14 protein-coding genes are annotated in these 16,535 nt (G+C 58.0%); 8 read left to right on the forward strand and 6 right to left on the reverse strand.

Features of this window, described 5'->3' with window-relative positions:
• Positions 1-2: 2 nt before the first annotated feature.
• Together ACXAG1_RS01695 and ACXAG1_RS01700 are read right to left on the reverse strand one after the other, a co-directional pair.
• The gene (locus ACXAG1_RS01695) at positions 3-2,438 is read right to left on the reverse strand and encodes a bifunctional serine/threonine-protein kinase/formylglycine-generating enzyme family protein (protein ID WP_475118751.1); all 2,436 of its coding nucleotides are present in this window, start codon (positions 2,436-2,438) and stop codon (positions 3-5) included.
• A 16-nt stretch (positions 2,439-2,454) separates the two neighbouring features.
• Positions 2,455-3,435, reverse strand: coding sequence for a PP2C family protein-serine/threonine phosphatase (locus ACXAG1_RS01700; protein WP_475118752.1), 981 nt, complete (start codon positions 3,433-3,435; stop codon positions 2,455-2,457).
• 417 nt (positions 3,436-3,852) lie between these two features.
• On the opposite strand from ACXAG1_RS01700, the gene ACXAG1_RS01705 reads away from it, so the two are divergent.
• Positions 3,853-4,734: an FHA domain-containing protein gene (locus ACXAG1_RS01705; protein ID WP_475118753.1), complete on the forward strand. Its 882-nt coding sequence runs from the start codon at positions 3,853-3,855 to the stop codon at positions 4,732-4,734.
• A gap of 3 nt (positions 4,735-4,737) precedes the next feature.
• Entirely contained in the window at positions 4,738-4,992 is a 255-nt protein-coding gene (locus tag ACXAG1_RS01710) for a glutaredoxin family protein (protein ID WP_475093150.1), read from the forward strand.
• A gap of 53 nt (positions 4,993-5,045) precedes the next feature.
• Here ACXAG1_RS01710 and ACXAG1_RS01715 read toward each other — a convergent pair whose 3' ends face one another.
• Complete coding sequence (locus tag ACXAG1_RS01715; protein WP_475118754.1) at positions 5,046-7,055, reverse strand: transglycosylase SLT domain-containing protein; 2,010 nt, start codon at positions 7,053-7,055, stop codon at positions 5,046-5,048.
• Between the two features lie 164 nt (positions 7,056-7,219).
• Between ACXAG1_RS01715 and abc-f the strand changes: the two genes are divergently transcribed.
• Positions 7,220-9,136 carry a ribosomal protection-like ABC-F family protein gene (abc-f, locus tag ACXAG1_RS01720; RefSeq protein ID WP_475118755.1) on the forward strand — a complete coding sequence of 639 codons (1,917 nt, stop codon included), beginning with the start codon at positions 7,220-7,222 and terminating at the stop codon, positions 9,134-9,136.
• A gap of 65 nt (positions 9,137-9,201) precedes the next feature.
• On the opposite strand, the gene ACXAG1_RS01725 is transcribed toward abc-f, so the two are convergent.
• Complete coding sequence (locus ACXAG1_RS01725; RefSeq protein WP_475093147.1) at positions 9,202-9,645, reverse strand: universal stress protein; 444 nt, start codon at positions 9,643-9,645, stop codon at positions 9,202-9,204.
• Positions 9,646-9,894: 249 nt separating this feature from the next.
• Between ACXAG1_RS01725 and ACXAG1_RS01730 the strand changes: the two genes are divergently transcribed.
• The 4 genes from ACXAG1_RS01730 (at position 9,895) to ACXAG1_RS01745 (ending at position 14,415) form a co-directional block, all read left to right on the forward strand.
• Positions 9,895-10,419 (forward strand): hypothetical protein, encoded by a 525-nt coding sequence (locus ACXAG1_RS01730; RefSeq protein ID WP_475118756.1) that lies wholly within the window; start codon positions 9,895-9,897, stop codon positions 10,417-10,419.
• Between the two features lie 257 nt (positions 10,420-10,676).
• Positions 10,677-13,421 (forward strand): type I DNA topoisomerase, encoded by a 2,745-nt coding sequence (gene topA / locus ACXAG1_RS01735; protein WP_475093145.1) that lies wholly within the window; start codon positions 10,677-10,679, stop codon positions 13,419-13,421.
• Between the two features lie 127 nt (positions 13,422-13,548).
• Positions 13,549-14,115 carry a hypothetical protein gene (locus ACXAG1_RS01740; protein WP_475093144.1) on the forward strand — a complete coding sequence of 189 codons (567 nt, stop codon included), beginning with the start codon at positions 13,549-13,551 and terminating at the stop codon, positions 14,113-14,115.
• A 45-nt stretch (positions 14,116-14,160) separates the two neighbouring features.
• The gene (locus tag ACXAG1_RS01745) at positions 14,161-14,415 is read left to right on the forward strand and encodes a hypothetical protein (RefSeq protein WP_475093143.1); all 255 of its coding nucleotides are present in this window, start codon (positions 14,161-14,163) and stop codon (positions 14,413-14,415) included.
• A gap of 155 nt (positions 14,416-14,570) precedes the next feature.
• Here the strand turns inward: ACXAG1_RS01745 and lexA are convergent, their stop codons facing one another.
• Complete coding sequence (lexA, locus tag ACXAG1_RS01750; protein ID WP_406827658.1) at positions 14,571-15,179, reverse strand: transcriptional repressor LexA; 609 nt, start codon at positions 15,177-15,179, stop codon at positions 14,571-14,573.
• A gap of 139 nt (positions 15,180-15,318) precedes the next feature.
• Positions 15,319-15,651: a DUF6763 family protein gene (locus ACXAG1_RS01755; protein ID WP_475118757.1), complete on the reverse strand. Its 333-nt coding sequence runs from the start codon at positions 15,649-15,651 to the stop codon at positions 15,319-15,321.
• 216 nt (positions 15,652-15,867) lie between these two features.
• Here ACXAG1_RS01755 and ACXAG1_RS01760 point away from each other — a divergent pair, with 216 nt between their 5' ends.
• On the forward strand, positions 15,868-16,524 hold the full coding sequence (locus tag ACXAG1_RS01760; RefSeq protein ID WP_475118758.1) for a TetR/AcrR family transcriptional regulator: 657 nt from the start codon (positions 15,868-15,870) through the stop codon (positions 16,522-16,524).
• Positions 16,525-16,535: the final 11 nt, after the last annotated feature.

Raw genomic sequence — 16,535 nt, forward strand, 5'->3', positions numbered from 1 at the left:
GGCTATAGCTCCATTACCAGCCGGAAACCAACTTCTTTGGAGCGGGCCTGCTCGTTGAGGCCGGTACGGTAATCGGAGCTGATATTGCGCAGCGGTTCACGCATGGAGCCGCCGCGTACTACGCGCAGGTCGCAATTTTTCAGCTGTACCGGGCGGGCATCGCTGCGGTGGTTGGTGAAATCACCGAGGAAGCAGTCCTGCACCCATTCCCCCGCATTACCCGCGGTATCGTAGAGCCCGAAACTGTTCGCTTTGTAGTTGCCCACCGGCGCGCTGGAAATGGAAAACAGTGAGTTGAATTCACTGGCACAACCTCGGCGGCAGTTTGCTTTGCCTCGGGCACTACCATCACCCCACCAGAAAGGGGTTTGGCTGCTGGCTCGCGCCGCATACTCCCATTCCGCTTCACTCGCCAGGCGATATTTCTGGCCGCTCTGAGCACTCAACCATTTCGCGTAGTCTTTCGCTTCCTGCCAGCTGACATTGATAACCGGTCGTGTGCCGCGCCCCCAGCCCTGATCCCCTGGCAGGCCCTGGCCGCTCGCTTTGGCGTAGCGATCGTAATCGTTGAATGTGATCTCGTGGGCGCCAATCGCATAGGGGCGGCGGATGGTAATTTTATGCTCCGGGCTGGTGAACGGGCGCGCGTTGTTTCCCATGGTGAATGTGCCCGGGGACACGACCACCATTTCCGGCCCTGTGCCGCCATCTTTCAAGGGAGACTGGAATGACCTGCCGGGGAAAAACTTGCGTTCAAGTTGCACCGCCAGGTTAACGTCGGCGGCGCTGATTTCAATCCAGCGTCGCACCGTGCTGTAGCCGGGCTTGCTGACTTCTATATCGTAGCGGCCCGGTTCCAGGGCGATGCCCGGGGAATATCGCGGCACAATATTCATAATGCGGATACGTGCGTCTTCCGGTTTGGCGGAAACCATCAGTGCGAAGCTGGGTACGGTTTCTTCTGGCGCTGCCGGATTTTCTCCGCCTGTGACTGCCGGTACGGTGGCGCTCTCCTTACTCGCGCCAGCGTCGCTCGCAACTTTATCCGTTGCGCTGTCACTATCCGTTTGTGCAACGTCATCTACTGGTTTTGCTTCAGCCTCGGAGGTGCTGGCCTCTCTGAGAATAGGGCGTACCTGATTGGCCATCGATACTGGCCCAGGTGCACTTTCAACCTGGACCGGGCCGGGTAGGGTATTCGCAGTGCTATCCGGGACGGCCGGAGTGTCGCTGGTTGTTGGCAGCAGGATTTGCGATGTCATGTCCATCGCGTTGTTTACCAGTCCGGACTCTGTCTGCCACTGGAACTTATTGCTGAACAGGCTGAACAGCACCCACGCAAGGGTAAAGCTCACTCCCAGCATCCCAGCGTACAGCCAGGAGCGTTTTTTCACCGGCGCCGTTTGTTGCATAACCTGCTGAAGGCGCATGATGGTTTGCTGTTCCGAGCGCGGATTCTGCTGGTGCAAGGGCTTGTCGCGCAAGCGCGCCCAGGCCGCGGAAATACGATCGGACAGGGTGCCGTACAGCGTCATGACCAATGCGCGCAGCAGGCTGGACACTCGGACGGAGGTGTTATTCAGCTTGGTGTTTGGCGCCGGTGTTTTACCATCCAGGGCGGCCAGCAGCTGATCGATCGTGTCGACAACATCCAGGCCACGCTGAAAACGTTGTTCAGGGTCTTTGGCCAGGAACCGGTCGATGAGTCCCTGATACAGTGAGTGACGTGCCGGCAGGCGCGGGATGGGGTCGGTCAGATGCTTGATTGCGATGGCCACCGCCTCTTCTGCCTGGTAGGGCACCGCGCTGGTCAACATCTCGTAAAACACCACGCCGAGGCTGTAGAGATCCGCGCGCCCATCCACTGCAGCACCGCGCGCTTGCTCAGGGCTCATATAGTGCGGTGTGCCCACAACCATACCGGTGTTGGTCATGCGCGTGGTGCGCGCCACTGCTCGCGCTACACCAAAATCGGTGAGCACCGCCGAGCCGTCTTCGCGGAACAGGATATTTTCCGGTTTCAGATCCCGGTGGACATAGCCTTTGTTACTGGCGTGATCCAGCGCCATGGCAATCTGGCGGGTAATATGCAGCGCTTCCAGAGGCTCGATAGCGCCTTTGGTGAGTGCATCTGCCACAGATCCACCGGGAAGGTAGTCCATGGCGATGTAGTTGAGGCTGCGGTAACGGCCGATATCGTGAATGGCGACGATGTTGGGGTGGGAGAGCTGGCCGACGATATTGGCTTCGCGCTGAAACCGCTCGCTGAAAATCGGATCCGCATTGAGTACCGGCGACATCACCTTGAGGGCCACTTGACGCCCCATACTGCGCTGGGTGGCCAGGTACACGGTAGACATGCCACCCTGATTGATTTTCTTCAGGATCTGGTAGCCGGGAATTTCCAGCGAAGCGACGCCGCTGCTGACTACTTCCATTCGAGCCCGTTCCTTTTTATCCGTTCAGCAGCTGCCAGGCCGCGTAAACACTTGCCGAAAAAATTATCGCAAGTGTAGCGATTCTTCGGATCAGTTTGCCCCGTGCGGAACGAAATTTGCGGGACACAGGTGGCTGCTCGGATGTGCGGGAGTTCCGGTTTTTTGACGCGGGCTGACCATTTTTGTCAACGCTGTACGCATTTTCACCGGGCTTGCCCGAGGCTTCATTTGGGGGGGCGCTGATTACCTGCACGGTAATGTTATCGCGGCCGCCAGCGTCCAGTGCAGCAGCGATCAGCAATTCACTGGCGCGCTGGTTGTTCGCATTTTCCGTCAGTACCTGGCAGATCTCTGAGGTGCTAACGTCATTGCTCAAACCATCGCTGCACAGCAGCAATTTCTGGCCGTTACCCCAGGAAAATGACGCGCGGTCGATTTCCAGGCTGGGATTGGCCGAGCCGCCAATGCAGCGAGTGATGACATGTCGGTTCGGGTGGTTTGCCGCTTCTTCCTGATTAATGGCCCCGGAGTCCACCAGCATTTGAACGTAGGAGTGGTCCACGGTGAGCTGTTTCAGCGTACCGTGCGGGAATGCAGTGTCGGGGGATTCGGAATCGGCGGCAGTCTTTTCCGGGGGTGTCCACAGATAGGCGCGGCTGTCACCAACCCAGTAAATATGAAAATAGGGGCCATCTTCTGCCACTACGACCGCCGTGGTGCCCATGGCGGTACTGCTGCTTTCATCGCCGGCGAGCAGGGCGTGAGCGCGGCGAAGGGCTTGTTCGTAATGGCGGTCGGTGGCGGAGGAGCGTTGAATTTCTTCGACAACGGTCTGGCTGGCAATCTCTCCGGCCTGGTGGCCACCGAGGCCATCGGCCACGACCCAGACTCCGCGGGTCTCGTCACCCCAGAACGCATCCTCGTTCTGTTCACGGCGGTATCCGGTGTGGGTGGCTCCCGCACTGCGCGTCGTTGCGCGGACGGCGGGTTGGCTCACACCACTTGGGTGTTCCCGTAGGTTGGCTTCACTCACTGGTATGCAACTACCTGTTACCTGTCGTTATTGTCGAAAGCGCCAAACATACTGTTTGCCTCTATCCCCACGCCCGAATTCCGTGGGCTTGGGACTTTTCTCGAGGTAAATGGCGCTTCCATACTAGAGCCTGAGGGCATTGTAAGCTGCAAACGGAATCACAGGCCAATGAAATTGGCCGTGATAAACTGCCAGCGATGTTTTCAGACACTCTGAACGTGAAAATTCTCCGCCAAGGGCCGACGGCTGGCGGAGATTCGGTGCATCGACACTTGGCTCTACCGATGTACCGGCCTCCGGTACGACGAGAGGCGCCCATGTCGATCAATATGATTGGTTAAAAATTGTACGCCTTTTGGCGCCTTCAAGGAAGCCCAAACCATGTTGAAATTGTGTGACGTGAAAGATGCCAGCCAAAGCGTGTGGCTGGTGGCACCCAAGGTCACCATCGGGCGGGGTAGTCAGTGCGACCTGACACTGGCCGACCCGTCTGTGGCAAAGCTGCATGCCGAGATTCTGGTGGATGGCGAGGAGCTGGCGCTGCGCAACCTGTCTGGCGGTGGCCAGATTGCAGTCAATGGCAAACAGGTCGAGGGCAGCTGCGCACTGCGCCGTAACGACCGGATTCAGCTGGGCAGCAGCAATCTTGCGGTGGTCGACCCGAAAATTACCCGCATGAAAACTGCCGGCAATGCAGCCAATGTGTCTTGGGCGCTGCGCGCAAACCATCCCGCCATTGTGGGGCGCGTGTTCCCGGTGCGGGAAACCAGCGTGGTTGGGCGCTCGGACGAATGCGATCTCACCTTTGCCATGTCGCATCTCTCCCGGCGCCATGCGCGTCTTGAAGTGCGTGAAGGGTTGTTGTTTGTGGTGGATCTTGGGTCCGCAAATGGCACCTTTCTGAACAATCAGCGAATCACCGAGTCCCGCGTGCGTCGTGGCGATGAGCTCCGTTTCGACAGCCTCAGTTTCAGTGTCGTGGGTCCGGCGGATGACCTGGATAAAACCACTGTGCGCCAGGCGGTCGCCATGCCGGAAGTAGCCCGCCAGAGCGCGGCACTGGATCAGGCGATACATCGTGGGCGCCAGGGTGACCAGCGTGGCGTCGTCAGAGAGGGGGAGGGCTTGACTTCCGACGCGGCGCGGTACAGTGGTGACTCTGCTGCCGCCGGCAGTAACAGTGGATGGATTTGGCTGGGCGTTTTGGTGTCCTGCGCTGGCATTGCCGGTTTTCTCTGGGCGCAGGCGCAGGGGTTGGTGTAAACGGTGGCGAAACGGGACCTGATTCTCTACACCACCCTGGGTTGCAGCCTGTGCGAAAAAGCCAAGGTGGAAATCTGGCCAATGCTCGACAAATACCAGCTGCGGTTGAGCCCAGTGGATATTGCGGACGATGAAACACTGAGCCGACTGTTTGGCTGGAGTATCCCGGTGGTTGGGCTGGGGGCGACCGACGACGTGCTTTGCTGGCCGTTCACGGCCGAAGAACTGGACACCTGGCTGGCCGCGAGGCCAGCCTGATTTATTCGCTTCTCACTTGATTCTCACTTCTTTTTTAAGCCGCTTCCGTCACTTCACCACTTGGTTTCCGCCTCGTTTTTATTGAGCAGTGGCGCCTTGTTGCCACTGCGATACGCGTAAATCACCGAGTAGGAAAGCACGTTCTGTACATATTTCCGTGTTTCGCTGTAGGGGATTGTCTCGATCCACACATCAAATGGCAGTTGCTTATTCGTGTCTTTCAGCCAGCGCGATACGCGAGTTGGCCCGGCGTTGTAGGCGGCGGCCGCGAGGAAGCGATTGTTGTCAAAGCGATTCAGGAGTGAATTCAGGTAATAAGCGCCGAGGTTGATGTTGGTGCTGGGATTCAGGAGGTCCCAGCTGCGCCGGTAGGGAACGCCTGCCTTGCGAGCCGTTGCCTGCGCCGTCGATGGCAGCAATTGCATCAGCCCCATCGCGCCAGCGTGGGACTTCGCATCGTGGCTGAAATGGCTCTCCTGGCGCGCAACCGCGAGCACCAGATAGTCGTTGAGTGCTGTTGTTTTGCCCATGCGTTTGGCCACATCGCTGACGATATCGGAAAAGGCCAACGGGAAGCGCAACTCCAGGTCGTCCAGATAGTCCGCGGCAAGAATCGACTGGATGGACTTGTGATACCAGCCCCAGGCACTGGCGATCTTGCCGGCGGTCATCAGCTCTTCGGTGGTCATTGGATCGGTGGCGTAATCCCACTCCCGGCGCGCGTGGTAGAACTCGCCGATGGCCTGCAATTCACGGGCGCGTTGCATACCGGGTCTCGCCGCGACTTCATTGACGAGCTTCGGTGTAATGGGGGCGGGGCGGTCCACAAAGCTGTAGTCGGCGCCAATGGTGTCCGAGGCGAGGAAGCCGTAGTAACTGCGCTCGGCAGCGGCCTGTTGGTAGAGCTTTTTCGCCAGCGCCTGGCGGGCAGGGTCCTTTTTGCCAGTCGCGGTGAGTTGAGCATCGATGGCCCGGGCTTTCCAGTAGAGCCAGCGATCCAGCTTTTGATCTTCCGCAGGCAGCTGATCGATCCAGAACTCAATCTGCGCCCAGTCCATCTCGCGCAGGGACTGGCGGATCAGCCACTCCGAGGTGCGCAAGTCGTAAAAGCCGGGGTTATTTTTAATCAGGTCCTGCAGGCCCTGTCTGTCGTCCTGACGCGCGAAACGCAGCGCCAGGTACTGCAGATAGTCATCGCGCTCTTCATCGCTGTATAGGTAGCTGGCACTAAAGCGCTCCCACGCCTGGCTGGCCTTGGGGGCATCCTTGATCGCCAGGCGGCGCAACCCGATGTCAACGATATCGCGGTACTCCGGTTCTTCACGGATGTACTTGTCGTAATTGAGAATCTGCTCTGGCTTGCGGTATACCGCGCGCATCAACTCGGCGCGGGCGGCCCGGGTTTTGTCCAGCTGGCGGGCGATAAAGGCGGCAAGATCCAGGTTGCCCGCCCGTACGGCCAGCGCGTGGCGCTTCCAGGCGCGCTCCTGGGTCAGCCCGCCATCCTTCATCCAGCGTGCGAAGGCCGGGTCGCACTCTTTGGGCTGGGATGCGCCCACGGTCCACAATTCTGCGATCAGATCGTGAGCTTGCTGCTTGTCGCCATAACGGGAAAGGGCGTCGACGTAATAACAGCGCAGCTGGGTGCGGCGGATTTTCTCCGGATCATAGTATTTCAGGTAGGCCTTGAAGCGGTCGCGTCCACCCAGCTCGCGGAGCACGCGAATACGCATCCAGTCACCGATGGCACTGCCCTCATACTTATCCAGAAAGGCGTCTATGTCATCGTAAGGCAGACGGGAAAGGCGCTTGCTGAGCTCCCAGTACTCGATATAGGGCAGCAGTGGATAGTCTTTCAGCTCTTTTTTAAGTGCACTCAACCGGCGCTGGTCGTTGTTGGCAATGGCAAGGCGCGCCTGCTGCAGTTTTTCCCGCTGGGCAACTGCGGCCTTGGCCTCGGCGGCATCTGCTGCCAGAGCTGTGGCCGTGCCGGCCAATAGCGCGGCGGCCGTGAACATGAGGCTGGTAAAGAGAGTGGCGAATCCCTTGCTGCCAATCGACATACTGAAAACCCGATTGCGAAATCGCTTATTCGATGGGATGAAGAATAATGCGTAAAATGGCCTTTTTACACGGACGCTGACACAAACTTGAACGAGGACGGGTCATCCTGACTTTCCCGCTTCGGATTTGTGTGAACGTCTCAAACACATTGTAGTGGTTAATTATGTTGCTTCAGTTGGATGGCGTCGGATTGCGCTATGGCGTGCAGGTTCTGGCGGATGGTGTGAGCGCCAAGGTGGATCGTGGAGACCGGATATGTCTGGTTGGACGCAATGGTGAGGGCAAATCCAGCCTGCTCAGCCTGATTGGCGGCAAGGGTGACCCCGACGAGGGGGAAATCGTCCGCCAGGCCGGCTTGGTGCTTGCCACCCTGGAGCAGGCGCTGCCGGAGGACTGCGATCAGTCCGTATACCGATACGTGGCGGAAGGCCTGGGTGATGTCGGCGCCTGGCTTGCCGAGTACCGGGACAATCTGAATCCCGATCTGCAGGCGAAAATCGAAAACGCCCACGGCTGGGAGCTGTTGGCGAAAATTGACAGCGTGCTGGACCGCCTGGATCTGGATGAGAGTGCGCAGGTGAAGGACCTTTCCGGTGGCTGGCAGCGCCGTGCCGCACTGGCGCGGGCACTGGTGACAGAGCCGGACCTGCTGATCCTTGACGAGCCCACCAACCACCTGGATATCGCCGCGGTTGAGTGGCTCGAAGACTTTCTGTCCAGTTACCGCGGAGCGCTGCTGTTTGTGAGCCACGACCGCGCGCTGGCTCAGCGCCTGGCCAATACCGTGTGGGATCTGGACCGGGGTATTTTGCGGGTATTCAACTGTCCGTTTGACCGCTACCAGCAGGAAAAAGAAAAGCAGCTGGAAGAAGAGGCCCGCAACGACGCTTTGTTCGACAAAAAGCTGGCCCAGGAAGAGACCTGGATCCGCCAGGGAATCAAGGCCCGGCGCACCCGCAATGAAGGTCGCGTACGGGCACTGAAAGCCCTGCGTAACGAGCGCAAGGCGCGCCGGGATCGCCAGGGTGTAGCGAAGATGTCGCTCGATTCCGGGGAAAAGTCCGGCAAGCTGGTGGCGGAAATGAAAAACGTCACCTTCGCTTTTGGAGGCGAGAGTGGAGGCGAGAGTGCCGCGGAACAGGGCGGAGAGGCACCACTGATTCGCGACCTGAATTTCACCCTGATGCGTGGTGACAAGGTGGGTCTGATTGGCCCCAATGGTGTCGGTAAAAGTACCCTGATCAAATTGCTGCTGGGGGATCTGGAGCCTCAACAGGGCAGTATTCGTCTCGGTACCAAACAGCAGGTCGCCTATTTTGATCAGCGCCGTGATGTGCTGAATCCGGATCTCAGCGTCGTCGACAATATCGCCGAGGGCCGCGAGAACATTCAGGTTGGTGGTAGCAGCAAGCATGTTATGGGCTACCTCGCCGATTTTCTGTTTACCGGTGTCAAGGCGCGCACCAAGGTGGGCGCACTGAGTGGTGGAGAGCGCAATCGTGCGTTATTGGCCAAGCTGTTCAGTCAGCCCGCAAATATTCTGGTGCTCGATGAGCCGACCAATGACCTGGATGTGGAAACCCTGGAGCTTTTGGAGCAGCTGCTGCTGGACTTCCCCGGTACTGTGTTGCTGGTGAGCCACGACCGGGCATTTCTCGACAACGTGGTAGAGAGCTGCCTTGCTTTTGAGGGCGAGGGCATGGTTCGGGAATATGTCGGTGGCTACGAAGATTTTGTCCGCCAGGGTGGCAAATTTCTCAGTGCAGAAGAGCAGTTGAAGGCGCGCAAGCAATCCGCGGAGCAAGATCGGGTACCCAAGGATGCGCCCCCCGCGGCAGACAGTAAACCGGCCGCAAAGGCGAAAAAGCTCAGTTACAAGCTACAGCGAGAGCTGGATGCGTTACCGGCGCAAATCGAAAAACTGGAAAACGAGATTGCCGCGATGGAGGCGGAGATCGGCGCTCCGGATTTCTACCAGCAAGACAGTGGAATGGTGCAGGCGCGACTACAAGTAATGACGGACTTGCAGACGGCGCTGGAAGAGGCATTTGAGCGATGGGCAGAGCTGGATAGCATGTAACCCTTTAATGGTCCACCTTTCTGGGGTGGGTACGTCAGTACCCGCCCTGGAGCCTGTCCGCTCGATTATTCACTCGGTGGGTGAACCCGGACTGCCAATACATCGCAGCCGGCACCGTGCAACACGCCGTTGGCGGTAGACCCGAGCAGGAGGGCCAGGCCGTGACGTCCGTGGCTGCCAATCACAATCAGGTCGCAGCCACTTTCTTCCGCAAGGCGGTGGATTTCCGTTGCCGGTTGCCCAAGCACTACGTATTGACGATCTGCCGGAATATTCAGGCCCTGCGACGCTTTGCGCAGTTGTTCCTTGGCCTGGTTTTGAAGCTGCTCCTGCACTTCGGACAAGTCCATTGGAATATCCCCGCCGTAAGCAAAGGTCAGCGGTTCGATGATATGCGCAAGACTCATCTGCGCACCCGAGCAGGCCGCGATTTCACTTGCGCGCGCTAGTACCTGGGAAGATTCTACCGATAGATCCAGTCCAACCAGAATGTTCTTATAGCCTGACATGGGCTCTCCTCAATCTCCGTTGGTATTTCGCTTAGTTGGAATTTCGTATAAGTCATGCATGAACCAGCGGCAATCGGATGAAAAATATCCGGCCGTCGATGGCTTCATTCAGTCTACTTTAAAAAAACAGGCTTGACACAACCGCCCCGTTGCGGAGAAAAATGCGCGCCTAAAATTGGTGTCGCGCCCGTTTGGGGGGATGCGATATCGCGTAAATTGTTCGCTCTCGATTCTGACAGGAAAACCATCATGGCCAGTTGGGTGCCTATTGTTGTCGTCATATTTGCCGTTGTCCTGGTGATCGGCCCGGTAATGTGGCTGAAGCCCAGCAGTCGCGATCGCATGCTTGCGGATTTGCGTCAGAAGGCTGCCAGTGCGGGCCTGAAAGTGCAGATGCAACCCCTGCCCGAGGCGCTGGGGCAGGGCACTGCAGCGACTTACTTCTCGCAGTGGCGTAACCCGCGCCGGTTACATACCGGGTGGGGGGTGGAATTACAGCGTATGTCACACGAGATGCATTTCAGCGGCCAGTGGGACTGGCGCAAGGGGCGCGCGGCTGTTGAGGCGGCACAATCAGCGCTGAAAGAACTGATCGCCGCATTGCCAAGCGATGCCACCGCCATATTTGCGAATGACAGTGGCCTCGGCGTGCAGTGGCGCGAGCGCAGTGGTGAGAGCGGGTTTGCAAAGATTCAGGAAGCACTGGCGGCACAGCGGCCAGTAATAGAAGAAGCAATACGCGAGCCTTCCCGCGGTGAGGCCGGAAAGGCCTGAAAGGGCGTGTGTCACACGTGGTAAAACTGGCCCCGTGGCAGATCTGGGCTACTGTTTTAACCGATTGAACGATCCCTGGAATCTCCGGTCACAGGCGCTGGTAACAGGCAGGAATTGGTAACCAATTTGACTCTGATTTCGCCGATTTGCTTGACCACACTGGGGGCGGAGCATATATATTCGCGCAGCGCATTGCCGAAACCGAATCGGGTGCGGTGTGTGTGAGTAGTAAATTTTCTATTAAAAATCAAAAGCTTATGGGTAAATCACTGGTCATCGTCGAGTCACCGGCGAAGGCGAAAACGATCAACAAGTATCTCGGAAAGGACTTCGTGGTGAAGTCCAGTATTGGTCATATCCGAGATCTTCCTACCGGTGCATCGGCGAAACAGGCCGTGGATCCCAAAGAGCGTGCGCGCCGGGCCGCAGAAACCCGCAAGCTGTCGCCCGAAGACAAAGAGGTCTACAAGCGCAAGAAAAGCCGTGAGCAGCTAATCAAGCGCATGGGTATCGACCCGGATCACAACTGGGAAGCGCACTACGAGATTCTGCCAGGTAAAGAAAAGGTGGTGGACGAGCTGCGCAAGTTGGCCGCCAACGCCGACCACGTTTACCTCGCGACGGACTTGGACCGCGAGGGAGAGGCGATTGCCTGGCACTTGCGGGAAGCCATTGGTGGCGACGAGCAGCGCTACCGCCGCGTGGTGTTTAACGAAATTACCAAATCCGCCATTCAGGAGGCGTTCCAGGATCCGGGCCCCCTGGATATCGACCGGGTCAACGCGCAGCAGGCGCGCCGTTTCCTCGACCGCATCGTGGGCTACATGGTTTCCCCGTTGTTGTGGGAGAAAGTTGCCCGCGGTCTTTCCGCCGGCCGCGTGCAATCTGTTGCGGTAAAGCTGGTAGTAGAGCGCGAGCGGGAAATCCGCGCGTTTATTCCGGAAGAATACTGGACCCTGTTTGCCGATACGCAAACGGCCAAGTCAGACGCCCTGCGCCTGGAAGTGAAAAAGCAGGCCGGTGAGGCCTTCAAGCCCACCAACGAAGAACAGGCCATGGCGGCGCTGAAGGCGCTGCAGTCCAGCGACTTCACCGTGAGCGCCCGGGACGACAAGCCCACCAGCTCCAAGCCCAGCGCACCTTATATTACCTCCACGTTGCAGCAGGCCGCGAGCAATCGCCTCAGCTTCAGCGTGAAAAAAACCATGATGATGGCCCAGCGCTTGTATGAAGCGGGTTACATCACCTATATGCGTACCGATTCCACCAATCTGAGCGCCGAAGCCGTATCTTCTGTGCGCGAATTTATTGGTGAGAATTACGGCGATAAATACCTGCCGGAAAACCCCAACCGCTACAGCAGCAAAGAGGGCGCTCAGGAAGCGCACGAAGCGATTCGACCTTCCGATGTGCGGGTAAAACCGAATATGCTGTCCGGTATGGAGCGCGATGCCGAGCGTCTGTACACCCTGATCTGGCAGCAGTTTGTGGCCTGTCAGATGACGCCGGCCCAGTTCACTTCTACGTCTGTTGTGGTTACCGCCGGTGACTTCGAACTGCGTACCCGCGGCCGCGTAATCCGCTTTGACGGCTTCCTGAAAGTCGCGCCGGTGCAGAGCAAGAAAGACGAAGATCTGGTGTTGCCGGACATCAAGGTCGGTGAAAAACTGAACCTGAAACAGCTGGATCCGAAACAGCATTTCACCAAGCCACCGGCGCGCTTCAGTGAAGCGGCACTGGTAAAAGAGCTGGAAAAACGCGGTATCGGCCGTCCTTCCACCTATGCATCGATCATCTCCACCATTCAGGATCGCGGCTACGTGCGCCTGGAGAACCGCCGTTTTTACGCGGAAAAAATGGGCGATATCGTTACCGACCGCCTGAGCGAAAGCTTCACCGACCTGATGGATTACGGTTTTACCGCGAGCCTCGAGGAATCTCTGGATACCGTGGCGGAAGGTAAAAAGGGCTGGAAAGACCTGTTGAACGAATTCTATTCCGACTTCAGCAAGCGTCTCGAGGTGGCACAGGATAAAGAAGGCGGTATGCGTCGCAATGCGCCGACGGATACGGATATCGAGTGCGGTACCTGCGGCAGGCATATGCAGATCCGCACCGGCTCCACCGGTGTGTTCCTCGGCTGTTCCGGTTATGCACTGCCGCCCAAGGAGCGCTGCACCAACACCATGAATCTGGTGTCCGGTGAAGAAGCGGTAGATGCGGAAAAAGACGAAGATGCGGAAACTCGCCAGCTGCGAGACAAGCGCCGCTGCCCGAAATGCGGCACCGCCATGGATAACTACCTGGTGGATGAGCAGCGCAAGTTGCATATCTGCGGTAATAACCCGGACTGTAGTGGCTTCGAGGTAGAGAAGGGCACCTTCAAGATCAAGGGCTACGATGGCCCGGTCATCGAGTGCGACAAGTGTGGCGCGGATATGCAGTTAAAGTCCGGCCGTTTCGGCAAGTACTTTGGTTGTACCAGCGAAACCTGCAAGAACACCCGCAAGCTGCTGAAGAGTGGCCAGCCGGCACCGCCCAAAATGGATCCGGTACCCATGCCGGAGCTGGCCTGCGAGAAAGTGGATGATACCTATATTCTCCGCGACGGCGCCTCCGGTCTGTTTTTGGCTGCCAGTCAGTTCCCGAAAAATCGCGAAACCCGCGCACCCCTGATCAAGGAGCTGCTGCCGCACAAGGACGAAATCGATCCCAAGTACAGCTTCCTGTTCTCTGCTCCCACCGAGGACAACGAGGGCCGTGATACGGTTGTGCGCTTCAGCCGTAAAACTCAGGAGCAGTATGTCCAGAGTGAGGAAGAGGGCAAGGCGACCGGTTGGAAGGCGTTCTATCGCGATGGCAAGTGGCAGGTAGAAGCGCCGGCTAAAAAGGCTCCGGCGAAGAAAAAAGCTGCCGCGAAAAAGGCCCCGGCCAAAAAAGCGGCTGCCAAGAAGGCGCCAGCCAAGAAAAAGGCTGCTCCAAAAAAATCCCCGGCCAAGTAATTGGTCGGAGACCTGCCGACCCGTCATCCCGGCGAAGAGCCTGTGCCGGACTTGATCCGGTAACGGGATCCAGACCTATCCGTCATCCCGGCGAAGGCCGGGATCCAGAATCCCAGAGGTATGCAGTTTGAGTAATCCCTATACCGGTACCGTCGCTTCGGCGCTGCGTAAGGCCCAGCTGCTGCTGCAATCCAGCGCGGAAGCGGGCAATACGCCGTTGCTGGAGTCCTCCCTGCTGGAAGCGGCGGTGCTGCAGTTGTGGCGTGGTTACCGTGCGTTTCTGGCGGAGCAGGGGCATCAGATGCAGTTGGGTTTTGCGGCCGGTGCTGAGCCGGAAACAGCGCAGGCGCTGGCGTCCCTGGTGTCCCAGCGTGGCAAATTCAGTGGTGAAGCCAATGAGCTGGTCAGTCTCGCAGAAAACCCCGATAGCTGGTTTGCGGGGCTCTTCGCAGCCTGGCGTAAATTGTGGGTACTGAGCGCCTCTGGTTCAGTAAGCTCTGGCTCTACCGGTTCTGCTGCGCAGGCGGCGCCCTCCAAACCTGCTGCCACCGTCCAGTCCATCATCCCGGTACGCCAACTGGATAGCGCGGCCGAGGCCCCTGACCAGCCTCTCACCCGTGAGCGGGTGCAGCAGTGGTACCAGTCCCTTTTCGAGCTGATCCAGCGCCAGAGGGCCCACAGTCAGGAGTGGTAGGGTGTGGTACACTGGCTCCAAATTACGCGGTTTGTGGAGAAGTGAATGTCTACCGAGACTTACGAAATCATCGAGTTGTCCAATGGTGATGTAGCGTTGCGACGCGCTGGTCACAAGGGAGAACCGCTGGTGCGTATTCATTTCTCGGACGAGAGCCAGCATTTCCTGCGCGAGCACAAGGTGGCGGTGGCCCGTGCCATGCTGGAGGCGGGGATCGAAGCGGTACAGGACATCAACGAGATGGAGCCGGAGCCGTTTGAGGAAGAAGAGGTGGATCTGGCCGAGCACACGATTCACTGAACATTCTGTGGTTAATTCGCAGACATAAAAAAACAGGGCAAAAGCCCTGTTTTTTTATGTTCGAAGTGCGAGACACGGGATGTTTGGCGACTTGTCATCCCGGCGAAGGCCGGGATCCAGAAAACCTGCGGGCTTGTCGCTCCGAACCGCCATTGTCAAATCGGGTTCTGCCGAATCACGCCCACCGCCAAACCTTCAATGGCAAAGCTGCGGTCCCGCATGTCCACTTCGATCACATCAAAGTCCTGATTCTCCGGCAGCAGCTGCACGGTGGCCTGATTGCCGCGACGTTTGAAGCGCTTCACGGTGACTTCGTCCTCGATGCGCGCAACAACGATCTGCCCATTGCGAATATTGTCAGTGCGCTGCACGGCCAGTAAATCGCCGTCGAGAATACCCGCATCTTTCATGCTCATGCCGTGTACGCGCAACAGGTAGTCCGCGGGTGGGTGAAAAAATTCCGCGGGAATTTCGCAGTACTCTTCGATATTTTCTTCCGCCAGAATCGGGTTGCCGGCGGCAACGCGGCCAACAATGGGTAAACCACTGTTGTAGTCGGGAATTCGAATACCGCGGGAAGCGCCAGCGACCATTTCAATCGCGCCTTTGCGGGCCAAGGCTTTCAGATGTTCTTCCGCGGCATTGGGTGAGCGGAAGCCCAGCTCCTGGGCAATTTCGGCTCGGGTGGGCGGGTAGCCCGTATCATCCAGATAGGATTTGATCAGTTCCAGTACCTGAGCCTGGCGTGCAGTGAGGTTTGTCATGGGCGCCTTCCTGTTGTCTGTATTTATATACAGTTGCTGTGATTATATACAGATTTCAGGGGCGCGCAATCATTGCCCGATTGCGGGGTTGCGGTTGACTCGCAGCACGATGACGGCGGGCACTGGCCGGAGCGATCCGTCAGTAGCCCTCGTCAGTACCCGGAAACGAATCTCCTTCAAGCCGGTCAATGGCGCTTTGCGCGGGAGAAAAGATCGGGCTGCGGTAGCCTGCGTCTTCCTCATCCTGCATTTCGTCGGCAAAGGTGCCATAACCTGCATTGGCGTCTTCCGGAGCGGCGGCGCCAATCACTGGTAGCGACGGCCAGTTCTGGAACTCGATTTCGTCCAGGCTGCCGTCCACATACTGAATTTCGATCGTGCGGGCGGGATGGTCAACCGCAACCACTTCAAACAGGTCGCCAGTATCAAAATTTTCAAACCAACTGCCAATTTCCGGAGCGATTCGTGCCATGGCGTGCTCCTCCTCTTTTACTGCTTTGTTGTCTTCGCCTTCAGTTCCATCCCGGCGCTTTCAGAACTTGTACACTCGTTCTAATGTGGTGGACGCAAGCTTGGTACTCCCGCGGGGTGGAGAATGGCTTGCGCAGGTTTCATCGTCGGCGGACTGTGCTAGTCTCGCGGTAAAACAAGCGTTTAAATTGTTGGTTTGAATTGGTGTGAAATCGGCATGAGTCAGTCAGACACAGTCCATCGTATTCTGGACGCCGCTGAAGTCCTGTTCGCGGAGCGGGGCTTTACCGAGACCTCCCTGCGTACCATCACCAGTACCGCCGGGGTGAACCTGGCAGCGGTGAACTACCATTTCGGTTCTAAAAAAGAACTGATTCAGGCTGTTTTCGAGCGGTTCCTTACACCTTTTACGGCCATTCTCGATCAGGAGCTTGCGCGCAGGGCGGGGGCTGGTGAGCCACTGCAACTGGATGATCTGCTGCAAAGCCTGTACCGGGTGGCGCTGGCCGGTCTGGCCAGTCAGGGGCGCGACCCGAAACGCTTTATGCGATTGCTCGGTCTGGCGTATACCCAGTCCCAGGGGCACTTGCGGCGTTTTATCGTATCCCGCTACGGTGACAGCTACCGGCGCTTTGCGGGGCAGTTGGCGGCGGCTCTGCCGCACGTTGACCCGGTGACCTTCTACTGGCGTCTCTACTTCATGCTTGGCGCTACGGTCTTTTCTCTTTCGAGCTTTGACGCCATTGAAGCTATCCTTCGGGAAGATTTTGGCGCCCAGAGCAGTCTCGAGGAGACCCTGGCGCGCCTGGCGCCCGCGGCCGTAGCCATGCTCACTGCGCCCATGCCGGGAAACAACGCCGGCGACGTCGATTAAATTCAATGTGG

The organism is Microbulbifer sp. ABE4_465 (assembly GCF_056160765.1).

Bases quoted from the DNA above. Each gene is read 5' to 3' on its own strand.
- ACXAG1_RS01695 (WP_475118751.1), bottom strand. From the start codon at position 2,438: ATGGAAGTAGTCAGCAGCGGCGTCGCTTCGCTGGAAATTCCCGGCTAC.
- lexA (WP_406827658.1), bottom strand. From the start codon at position 15,179: ATGACAAACCTCACTGCACGCCAGGCTCAGGTACTGGAACTGATCAAA.
- topA (WP_475093145.1), top strand. From the start codon at position 10,677: ATGGGTAAATCACTGGTCATCGTCGAGTCACCGGCGAAGGCGAAAACG.
- ACXAG1_RS01705 (WP_475118753.1), top strand. From the start codon at position 3,853: ATGTTGAAATTGTGTGACGTGAAAGATGCCAGCCAAAGCGTGTGGCTG.
- ACXAG1_RS01760 (WP_475118758.1), top strand. From the start codon at position 15,868: ATGAGTCAGTCAGACACAGTCCATCGTATTCTGGACGCCGCTGAAGTC.
- ACXAG1_RS01755 (WP_475118757.1), bottom strand. From the start codon at position 15,651: ATGGCACGAATCGCTCCGGAAATTGGCAGTTGGTTTGAAAATTTTGAT.
- ACXAG1_RS01730 (WP_475118756.1), top strand. From the start codon at position 9,895: ATGGCCAGTTGGGTGCCTATTGTTGTCGTCATATTTGCCGTTGTCCTG.
- ACXAG1_RS01715 (WP_475118754.1), bottom strand. From the start codon at position 7,055: ATGTCGATTGGCAGCAAGGGATTCGCCACTCTCTTTACCAGCCTCATG.
- abc-f (WP_475118755.1), top strand. From the start codon at position 7,220: ATGTTGCTTCAGTTGGATGGCGTCGGATTGCGCTATGGCGTGCAGGTT.
- ACXAG1_RS01725 (WP_475093147.1), bottom strand. From the start codon at position 9,645: ATGTCAGGCTATAAGAACATTCTGGTTGGACTGGATCTATCGGTAGAA.
- ACXAG1_RS01745 (WP_475093143.1), top strand. From the start codon at position 14,161: ATGTCTACCGAGACTTACGAAATCATCGAGTTGTCCAATGGTGATGTA.